At 69.1% G+C, this 9711-nt stretch carries 9 protein-coding genes and 1 pseudogene; 2 read left to right on the top strand and 8 right to left on the bottom strand.

The features are described from left to right. Both RT309_RS11005 and RT309_RS11000 read right to left on the bottom strand, forming a co-directional pair. Window positions 1-1062 (bottom strand): SPFH domain-containing protein (locus RT309_RS11005; protein WP_313357007.1); only part of this gene is annotated, 1062 nt, incomplete at its 3' end. Window positions 1063-1118: 56 nt separating this feature from the next. Continuing rightward, window positions 1119-1547: a MarR family transcriptional regulator gene (locus RT309_RS11000; RefSeq protein ID WP_313357005.1), complete on the bottom strand. Its 429-nt coding sequence runs from the start codon at window positions 1545-1547 to the stop codon at window positions 1119-1121. 328 nt (window positions 1548-1875) lie between these two features. Here RT309_RS11000 and RT309_RS10995 point away from each other — a divergent pair, with 328 nt between their 5' ends. Then, a complete protein-coding gene (locus tag RT309_RS10995; protein WP_313357003.1) occupies window positions 1876-3042 on the top strand; it encodes a polysaccharide deacetylase family protein in 1167 nt (388 codons plus the stop codon). Window positions 3043-3150: 108 nt separating this feature from the next. Beyond that, on the top strand, window positions 3151-3579 hold the full coding sequence (locus tag RT309_RS10990) for a RidA family protein (RefSeq protein WP_313357001.1): 429 nt from the start codon (window positions 3151-3153) through the stop codon (window positions 3577-3579). Between the two features lie 37 nt (window positions 3580-3616). Here RT309_RS10990 and RT309_RS10985 read toward each other — a convergent pair whose 3' ends face one another. From RT309_RS10985 to RT309_RS10960, 6 genes and pseudogenes are all read right to left on the bottom strand, one after another. Next, window positions 3617-4282: a response regulator transcription factor gene (locus RT309_RS10985; RefSeq protein WP_313357000.1), complete on the bottom strand. Its 666-nt coding sequence runs from the start codon at window positions 4280-4282 to the stop codon at window positions 3617-3619. Continuing rightward, the gene (locus RT309_RS10980; RefSeq protein WP_313356998.1) at window positions 4279-5484 is read right to left on the bottom strand and encodes a histidine kinase; all 1206 of its coding nucleotides are present in this window, start codon (window positions 5482-5484) and stop codon (window positions 4279-4281) included. The genes RT309_RS10985 and RT309_RS10980 overlap by 4 nt, the downstream gene beginning before the upstream one ends. 77 nt (window positions 5485-5561) lie before the next feature. After that, window positions 5562-6407 carry an ABC transporter permease gene (locus tag RT309_RS10975; RefSeq protein WP_313356996.1) on the bottom strand — a complete coding sequence of 282 codons (846 nt, stop codon included), beginning with the start codon at window positions 6405-6407 and terminating at the stop codon, window positions 5562-5564. After that, entirely contained in the window at window positions 6404-7342 is a 939-nt protein-coding gene (locus tag RT309_RS10970) for an ATP-binding cassette domain-containing protein (protein WP_313356994.1), read from the bottom strand. Before RT309_RS10970 ends, RT309_RS10975 begins: the two co-directional genes overlap by 4 nt. Window positions 7343-7460: 118 nt before the next feature. Then, on the bottom strand, window positions 7461-9197 hold the full coding sequence (gene treZ / locus RT309_RS10965; RefSeq protein ID WP_313357009.1) for a malto-oligosyltrehalose trehalohydrolase: 1737 nt from the start codon (window positions 9195-9197) through the stop codon (window positions 7461-7463). 17 nt (window positions 9198-9214) lie between these two features. After that, window positions 9215-9711: pseudogene (locus tag RT309_RS10960) on the bottom strand (malto-oligosyltrehalose synthase); the annotation flags it as partial.

Here is a 9711-nt window from a genome sequence, read left to right as displayed (position 1 = left end):
GTCGGCCTGGGCCTGCTGCTCGGCGATGCGGGTGCGCGCCTCGGCCTGCTTGACCTGCTCGATCGCGGCGGCCTCAGCGGCCTTCTCCCGGGTGAACAGGTCGGCCTGGGCGCGGGTCTCGGCCTCGTACCGCTGCGCGTCGGCCACACGCTTGACGTCGGCGTCGAGCTGCGCCTGCTTGTTCTCTGCCTGCTGCTGCAGCACGGCCTGCTCGGCCTGGGCGCGGGCGAGGTGCTCGGCCTGCTCGGCTTCGGCGCGGGCGCGGCCGATGCCGGCGTTGGCGTTGGCCGTGTTCGTGTCGAGCGCGGTCTGCTCGATGAGGTTCGCCTCGTTGTTGGCGATGTTCTTCTGGTTGATGGCACGGTCGGCGTTGGTCTGCGAGATCTCGGCCGCCTGACGCTTCGCCTGGATCTCGGGCGCACCAAGCGACTGGATGTAGCCGACCTTGTCGGTGATGCCCTTGATCTGGAACGAATCGAGGATCAGGCCCTGCTCGGCGAGCTCCTGCGAGACGTCGGCGGCGATCTGATCGGAGAACTTCTTGCGCTCGCGCATCAGCTCGACGACCGACAGAGTGGCGACGATGCCGCGCAGCGCGCCTTCGAGCTGCTCGGTGGTGAACTGCTCGATCGCCTTGTCCTGCGAGGCGAAGCGCTCAGCGGCACGACGCACGTACAGGGGGTCGGAGCCGATTTTGACGATCGCGACGCCGTCGACGTTGAGCGTGACGCTGTCGAGCGACTGCGCCTCGGCGTTCAGCGACACCTGACGCGAGCGCAGCGAGATGATCTCGTGCCGCTGCGTGATCGGGTTGACCAGCGATTTGCCGTTGACGATCACCGTGACCGGTGACTCGGCCATCTCCGAGCTGGTGCTGCCGTCGGCGTTGATGACGGCCCGCTGCACCTTCTGCTTGCGGCCCGAGATGACGAGCGCCTCATCGGCTCGCGCGACCTTGATCCAGCTGCGCGCGAACAGCAGCAGGATCAGTGCGACGATGACTGCGGTGACGACCGCGATTCCGATGATGACCAGGATGCCGATTGCTCCGGCAAGCTCCATGGTGACCTTCCTTCCCCCTTGTAGGTTTCAGGTACACCCTGCCAGAGTCTCGGCGGTCACACCCCGCGCAGCTTTTCCGTGAGCCGCAGCAGCGTGGCGAGCTCGGCGTCGTCGAGGGGCGACATCCTCTCGGCGATGGTGCGCCCGTGCACCGTCGCCAGCTGACGAAAGGCCTTGGCTCCGGCATCCGTCGCGGTGATCACCGCTCCGCGCCCGTCGTCGGGATCGATCGCCTTCGTGATGAGCCCGCGCGCCACCATCCGGTCGATGAGCCTCGAGACGCTGGGCTGGCTGATGAGCGACTTCGCGGTGATGTCGCGCAGCCGCGAGGTCATCTCGGGTGCGCGCACGACGGTGAGCAGCACGTCGTACTCGCCCTGCGTGAGGTCGGCTCCGTCGAAGTCGACCGCCATCTCGGCCAGCAGCTGATGCTGCGCACGGAACAGGCTCTCCCACGCCTGCAGGGCGAGCTCGCGGTCGGTCATGCCTCTCAGCGTACTGTCGCGCGCCGACGTCGGAGGGAACAGTAAGGGCCGGTCGGAGAGGCTTCCGGCCGGCCCTTGTCCCTTGCACCAAAGAGAGTTCTGCAATCACATGCGGTGGATGCCACAGCAAACATTCACCGTGTGATGAGCATATAACGGCGAGGTAACGAATGCAACGGTTTGGTTACGGAATTTCCGGTGACCATCCGCACTGCCCATTCTCACGAGGCGACCGGAGCCTCGCGAAGCCCGGCCGCACGGCCCGCCGCCGCGTGAGGGGGCACGCGCGTCTCGCAGGTGGCCGAGTCGGTGGGTACACTCAGGCTCCGTGAGTGTGGAATCATCCAGCGGGCACGGAGCCCGAGGCGCGTCGAAGGCCTCCCATCGTCGGCGCTTCGTCATCGCATTGATCGTGGTTCTCGCGACTGCGCTCACCGCCGTGATCGTGATCGCGTCCGCGCGCGCTCTCGGGGGCGGTGCGCACGACCTGCCCGAAGCGATCCAGCCGACGGTCACCGTCTCTCCCACGCCTGCACCGATACCGCTGACTCCCGCGCAGCTTCTGCTGAAAGACGCCGCTGATCCGGCCACCGCCTGCGCCGTGACGTTCTACGGCGAGGGCGTCGAGCTGGCGCCGATGCTGCAGACCGAGGGGGGTCTGTACGCCGGCTTGCCGATCCCCGAGCGTGCCGGCGCGGTGTTCGCGGGCTGGTATCCGACGCCCGGGACGGCGCTGGCTCAGGCGCAGACCGACCGTGTGAACGGCTCGCAGGTCGCCGCGTGCACCGATCACGAGAGAGCTCTCCACGCCGCGTGGACGACTCCCGAGCAGAACCTCGCGACCGGCGCGAGGATTCCGATCCTGATGTACCACCAGTTCACGACCAAGCCCGAAGGTGAAGCCGGCTGGCTGCGAGGCAACTTCGTGTACGTCGAGGACTTCAGGGCGCAGATGGATCACGTCGCCGCGCAGAACTTCTACCTGCCGACATGGGACGAACTGGATGCGTTCATCGACGGCAAGCTGTTCCTGCCGCGGCATTCGCTCATCATCACCGACGACGACGCCGATCCGACCTGGCTCGAACTCGCCGTGCCGATCCTCACCGAGCGCCGCCTGCTCGCGACGTCTTTCGTCATCACGTCCGCCCGCCAGGACCCGACCCCGTCCACGTACGTCCTGCAGCGTTCGCACACGCACGACATGCATCGCGCGGGAGACGACGGCAGAGGCCGGATGGTCAATCTGTCAGCCGATGACGTGGCCGCCGACTTGGAGGAATCCGCACGGATCCTCGGCAGCAAGGAAGTGGTGGCCTATCCCTACGGCCACCACAACGCGACGGCGGAACAGGGTGTCACGCAGGCCGGCTACCGGATGGCGCGCACGATCGAGCACGGGTACGTGCAGGTCGGCACGAACCGGCTTCAGCTGCCCGTCATCCGCATGAACTACGCCGACACGGTCGCGAAGCTTCAGAACGAGATCGGCTGACGCGCCTCCTCGTACCCTGGCAGGACCTCATGTTCCGGAGTCCCGACGTCGCTCAGCGTTCGGCGGCTACGCTCCAAGAGCCGTCGACCGAACTCAACAAGGAGCAGCATGACCCTCGCGCCGAACGAACAGCCCGAGCTCTTCGCCACCCCCGGGTACGGGGAGTGGGCGCGTGAGAACCTGCACTACTCTCAGGCTCTGCGCATCGGGAATCGAGTGGAGATCTCCGGCCAGGGCGGTTGGGACGACGATTGGTCGCTGCCCGAGTCGCTTGAGGAAGAGATCGTCCGCGCCTTCGAGAACGTGGAGCGAACGCTGGCCACGGCGGGCGCGAGCTGGAGGGACGTGGTTCATGTCAACTCCTATCACGTCGCCCTCAGTCCCGATGAGATCGGGAGAGGCCACAACGACGTCATGGTCGCCCAGCTGCGTCGCTGGATGGGCGAACGAGCGCCCATCTGGACGCAGACCGGCGTGACGGCGCTAGGCCTGGCAAGCATGCGGGTGGAGATCCGCGTCACCGCGATCCTCTCCTGATCAAGGAGCGGGCGTCGGGGTCTGATCGGTGGGCTGGTCAGCGTCCGACCACGCCCAGCTCGTAGGCGCGGATCACGGCATCGACGCGGTTACGCAGCTCGAGCTTCGACAGCACGCGGCCGACGTGAGCCTTCACCGTCGAATCGCTCAGGTGCAGGGCTGCGGCGATCTCGCCGTTCGTCCGCCCCTGGCCTATCAGCATGAAGATCTCTCGCTCTCGGGTGGTGAGATCGGCGAGGGTACTCTCGACGTCGTCCGTCTGCCGACCTCCGAGGTGCGGTGCTGCGGTCGCGATCAGGTGCGCGGTGATCCGCGGTGAGACGACCGCGTCGCCGGCATGCACCGCGTGGATCGCCGCGATGAGCTGCTCAGGGCGAGTGTCCTTGAGCAGGAAGCCCGCCGCACCTGCGCGCAGCGCCGCGAAGGCGTACTCGTCGAGGTCGTAGGTGGTGAGCACGAGGATGCGGGTGCGAGGTCGGCGGGCGAGGATCTTTCTGGTCGCATCGATGCCGTTCGTGCCGGACATCCGGACATCCATCAGGATCACGTCAGGCTGCAGTCGCTCGGCCGCGCCGACCGCCCGTTCGCCGTCGTCGGCCTCGCCGACGACCACGACGCCGTGCGTCGCATCGAGCATGAGTCGGAAGCCGTAGCGCACCAGCTCTTGGTCGTCGACGAGCAGCACGCGGATGTCGTCGCTCATTCCTCGTTCCCTTCGCTCGGATCCCAGAGCAGGCGCGCGACGACCCGCCACCCGCGGCGCTGCGGACCTGCCTCGATCGTCCCGTTGTACATAGCCACCCTCTCCTGCATGCCGAGCAGTCCTCGGCCGACGGTGTCGGTGATCGCAGGTGCAGATGGGGATGCCGACGTGTCCTGCACGATGATCCCGACTTCTTCCGCGAGCCAGTCGACGTGCACCTCCACGGACCGCAGATCCGTGGCATGCCGGAGGGAGTTGGTGAGCGACTCCTGCACGATCCGGTACACCGTCAGTCCCAGTGCGGCATCGGCGGGCGGCCGCCCGGTGACGGTCAGCCGCACCGGCAGACCTGCGTCGACGAACTCCTGCACGAGCGCCGGCAGCCGGTCGGCAGCCGGCTGGGGCGCGTGCTGCGGCTGCGCCTCCCGTTCGCCCAGAGGTACGTCGTCTCCGTCACGCACCGTGCCGAGGAGCCGCCTCACCTCACCGAGCGTTCGGCGCCCGGTCTCCGCGACGCGGCCCATGGCCTCCTTCGCCTGCTGCGGGTTCTCGTCGGCCGCCAGTCGTGCACCGTCGGACACGGCGATCATCACCGTCAGGCTGTGCGCGATCACGTCGTGCATCTCCCTCGCGATGCGCTCGCGCTCGCGGGCGCGCGCCGTCTCGGCCTGCTGGTCGCGCTCGCGGGCGAGCTGTGCGGCGCGATGCCGCAGGTCACGGAGCTGTCGTCGACGGTGCCCGGCGTTGATGCCGAGCAGAGTCGCGATCAGCAGAAGCGCGGCGATCAGACTGAAGAAGTTCAGCCAGTCCAGCAGCGAGTCGCGCGCCTCGATCGGCGGCTGCAGGCCCAGGATGTGCGGCAGCCGGGTGCCGCGCAGGGTGAGGGCGAGTGCCGCCGCCGCCGCACACAGCAGGGTGGCGCCCAGCGCCGACCAGGCGACGCCTGCTCGAGCGCGCAGGCCGACCAGGTACATCGCGCCGATCGCGAGCATGCCCTCGGCGCCGGATCCGACCGCGGCCGATGCCAGGGCCAGCAGCAGCGCACCCGCGAACGCGGTTCGGGGATGCCGATGCCGCACGAGTATGACGGCGATGCCACCCACACCGAGTGCGACCAGCGGCCACAGCGACGTGTCGAAGGGCGGCTCGAGCGAGAGCACGGCCATCGGCGCGGCCACGCTGAGGTACAGGCCCAGCAGCACGGCATCCGCGATCGAGAACCGGCGCGCCGGTCGCGGCGCCCCGGAGGAGGCGCCGCGCAGGCGTGACGATGCCGTGTTCAGACGTCCCCCCGGCGCAGACGCAAAAGGCCGAGGAGCAGGAACGCGAGCGCCCAGGCCGCGGCGACGATGCCGCCGGCACCCCAGCTGACGTATCCGTCGACCAGATCCACGAGCACTCCTTGGTTCTCGGGGGCGTTGCTCATGGCATCGCCCGCTTTCGACATGGTGAGCAGCTGCATGTTGCGCACCGTCTGAGAGACCGGCAACGCCGACAGCACCACCGGCAGCAGCAGCGTCAGAGTGACGGCGCCTGCGACGCTCGGCGCCACTCCGCGCAGCAGCGCGCCCATGCCCACCCCGAGAATAGCCGAGAGGCCAAGATAGACCGCGGAGCCCGCGAACGCCGGCAGCACTCCCGTGGCGGTGAGTCCGACGCCGAGACCGAGCGCATCGAAGAACGGCAGGGTCGCCACCCACGAGCCGAGCACGGCGAGCAGGCCCGTGACCGTGACGACGACGAACGCCACGCACGCCTTGCCCAGCAGCACGGCGGTGCGCCTGGGCACTGCGACCATCGTCGGCTGGATGGTTCCGCTGGCGTACTCGCCGCTGACCAGCAGCACTCCCAGGATGACGGCCACCAGCTGACCGAACAGCACGGTGCCCACGGTGACCTGGTCGAGCATGAACCCGGTCGAGGGGCGGTCGGGGATGCCTGCGTCGCCCATCGTCACGGCCAGGGCCAGCGCCGCTCCCATGCCGAGCAGGACGATCGAGACGAGCATCGCGACATTCGAGCGCAGGCTGAAGAGCTTGATGAGCTCCGAGCGCAGGATGCCGGGGAAGCTGAGCCTCGTGGGGGCGGGAATGAAGGTCGTGCGCTTGTGGTCGATGGCGGTCATCGAAGTGCTCCTGCGTCGGTGGTGGTCGAGGTGAGGGCCGAGTGGTATTCGACGTCGCCGGCGGTGAGGGCGAGATAGGCGTCTTCGAGGGATCCCGACGAGGTCACGACTTCGTACAGCACGATGCCCGCAGCCGAGGCCGCCGCGGCGACCAGCTCGGCGCTCAGCCCGGTGATCTCATAGGCGTCGTCTCCGACGGTCGACACCGACACATCGGCGTCGGCGATCGCGGCCATCAGCCGCGGTCCGTCGTGGGTGCGCACGCGCACCACCTGGCGGGTGACCTTCGCCACGACGTCTCCGACCGTGCCATCGGCCAGGATCCGACCACGCCCGAGGACGATCAGCCGGTCGGCGGTCTGCGACATCTCGCTCATCAGGTGGGAGGACAGCAGCACCGTCCGGCCTTCGGCGGCGAGCGTGCGCATCAGCGTGCGGACCCATCGCACGCCCTCCGGATCGAGTCCGTTGACCGGCTCGTCGAGGATGACCGTGCCCGGGTCGCCGAGCAGCGCCGCGGCGATGCCGAGACGCTGGCCCATGCCGAGGGAGAAGCCGCCCACCCGCTTGCCGGCGACCGACTCGAGGCCGGCGAGCTCCAGCACCTGCCGCACCCGGGAGGCACCGATGCCGTGCGTCGCCGCGATGGCACGCAGGTGCTGGTACGCGGTGCGGCCGCGGTGGGCCGCCTTCGCGTCGAGCAGCACGCCCACCTCGCGCAGGGGCGCCGCGTGCTCGCGATACGTCCGCCCGTTCACGCGCACCGACCCGGAGGTGGGCCGGTCGAGGCCGACGATCATGCGCATCGTGGTGGACTTGCCGGCACCGTTCGGGCCGAGGAATCCGGTCACCTGACCCGGTTCGACGGTGAAGTCGATGCTGTCGACGGCGGTTCTGGAGCCGTAGCGCTTGACGAGCGCTGCGGCGGAGATCACTGGTTTGCCTTTCGCATGTCACCGACAGTACGAACGGTGCCCGACCCGCCACATCGGACGCAGGTGCAACGTTCCGGGGCGGGCAGTACCTGGGTACCGCAGCCGGCTGACGCTGCGGTCAGCGCCGGATCACCGCGGCTGAATCCCCGAGCAGAGTCGTGCGGCTCGCGGTCGACGCGACCTCGCGGGTGGCGAGCAGGACCTCGCCGTCGACATCGAACGCGACATCGGCTGAGGTCAGGTTGATCAGGATGCTCAGTCCGCCGCGGTCGATGCGGAAAGCACGCCGCTGCGGCTCATCGCTCGGCACGACGAGATGCACGGACGGCTCCCGGAGGCCGGGCTCGGTCAGCTCCGGATGCTCGCGCCGCAAGGCCGAGAGCCGGCGGTACAGGTCGAGCAGGCGTGCGTGACTCGGCGCCGCCAGCTCATCCCAGTCGAGGTGCGACCGCTCGAAGGTGGCCGGATCCTGCGGATCGGGCACGACCGCCGCATCCCACCCCATCCGGGCGAACTCGGCGATGCGTCCCTCGGCCGTCGCGCGGCCGAGCTCGGGCTCGGGATGCGAGGTGAAGAACTGCCACGGCGTGGACGCCCCCCATTCCTCGCCCATGAAGAGCATGGGCGTGCCGGGCGCCGTCAGCGTCAACACCGCCGCCACCGCGAGCCTGTCGTCGGACAGCGTCTCGCTGAGCCGGTCGCCCGTCGCTCGGTTGCCTATCTGGTCATGATCCTGCGCGAAGGTGACCAGACGCCAGGCGGGCACTTCGTGCGGGATCGGCGAGCCGTGCACCCGGTCGCGGAACGACGAGAAGGTGCCGTCGTGGAAGAAGCCGCCGTCGGTGACCTTCTCGATGGCATCCGGAGCGGCAAAATCGGCATAGTAGCCCGACGTCTCGCCGGTGAGGGCGACGTGCACCGCGTGGTGCCAGTCATCGGACCACTGCGCGGTCAGCCCGTACCCGCCGGCTTCACGCGGCAGGATCAGAGTCGGATCATTGAGATCCGACTCGGCGATCAGCGTGAGCGGCCGGCGCTCGTGCGCCGAGAGGGCGTCCACGCGCTCGGCGAGCTCCTTCAGGATGTGCACGCGGCTGTCGTCATGCAGCGCGTGCACGGCATCCAGGCGCAGGCCGTCGACGTGCCGGTCGCGCAGCCACATCAGCGCGTTCTCGATGATGTACTCGCGCACGGAGGTCTGGTCGAGGTCGATCGAGTCGCCCCAGGTGTTGCGGCTGCCCTGGCGCAGGTACGGCCCGAACTCGGGCAGGTAGTTGCCGCTCGGTCCGAGGTGGTTGTAGACGACGTCCTGGATCACGGCGAGCCCGTGCGCGTGCGCGGCGTCGACGAACCGCTGGTAGCCGCGCGGGCCGCCGTACCCCTCGTGCACCGCGTACCAGAGCACGCCGTCGTAGCCCCAGTTCCACTGCCCGTTGAACGCGTTCACCGGCAGCAGCTCGACGTGCGTGACGCCGAGGTCGACGAGGTGCCCCAGCCGCTCGATCGCCGCATCGAAGGTGCCCGCCGGGGTTAAGCTTCCGATGTGCAGCTCGTAGATGAGACCGCCGGCGAGCTGCCTTCCCGTCCACCCGCTGTCGGTCCAGGTGAACGCCGTCTCATCGAACGCGGCCGATGCGGCATGCACGCCGTCGGGCTGGCGACGAGAGCGCGGGTCTGGCCGCAGCTGGTCACCGTCGTCGATGACGAACCCGTAGCGCTCGCCGTCGGCGAGCTCGGCATCGGCCTGCCACCAGCCGCCGGCACTCGTCGTCATCTCCCGGTCGTCCGCGGTGGAACCGTCGTCGTTCAGGCGGCGCAGCCGCATCCGCGACGCGCGGGGTGCCCAGACCTTCATCACCGCACCGGTCTCCCTCACCGCACCTCCCGCAGCACCGCGACCGGGTAGTGCTCGAGCAGTTCGGCCAGGCGCACCGCACCACCGCCGACGCGTCGCCCGGTGAGCACATCGACAGACGGCATCTCCGAGCGCATCAGCATCGTCTCGCCCCACCCGCCTCGTCGTTGCAGTCCGACAGGCAGGCGAGTGGCCACGACGGTCACGCCGCCTCGGTCGACCGCGACGGCGTGCGATGCGGCGGAACCTGCGACCGTCTGCGGGCGGTACACGGCGAACAGCTCGGGGTGATCCCGGCGCAGCCGCAGCGCGCGCGACGTCACCAGCATCTTCGCCGCGCCCGAGTCGTCGATCGCGGGCAGGTCGCCCTCGGCGACGGCCGCGTCGAGCTCCGCCAGCATGCGCTCGCGTCGCGCGAAGTCCACGGGGCGGCGGTTGTCGGGGTCGACGAGCGACAGATCCCACAGCTCGGTGCCCTGGTACACGTCAGGCACGCCGGGGCCGGTGAGCTGCA

It is taken from the genome of Microbacterium sp. (assembly GCF_032084865.1).
Lineage (GTDB): Bacteria > Actinomycetota > Actinomycetes > Actinomycetales > Microbacteriaceae > Microbacterium.
The sequence above is the reverse complement of the archived record's forward strand: the minus strand, read 5'-3'. Positions and strand labels throughout refer to the sequence as shown.

Excerpts from the sequence above, each read along its gene's own strand:
- RT309_RS11000 (WP_313357005.1), bottom strand. The coding sequence starts at position 1,547 with ATGACCGACCGCGAGCTCGCCCTGCAGGCGTGGGAGAGCCTGTTCCGT.
- RT309_RS10990 (WP_313357001.1), top strand. The coding sequence starts at position 3,151 with ATGACCCTCGCGCCGAACGAACAGCCCGAGCTCTTCGCCACCCCCGGG.
- RT309_RS10985 (WP_313357000.1), bottom strand. The coding sequence starts at position 4,282 with ATGAGCGACGACATCCGCGTGCTGCTCGTCGACGACCAAGAGCTGGTG.
- RT309_RS10975 (WP_313356996.1), bottom strand. The coding sequence starts at position 6,407 with ATGACCGCCATCGACCACAAGCGCACGACCTTCATTCCCGCCCCCACG.
- treZ (WP_313357009.1), bottom strand. The coding sequence starts at position 9,197 with ATGAAGGTCTGGGCACCCCGCGCGTCGCGGATGCGGCTGCGCCGCCTG.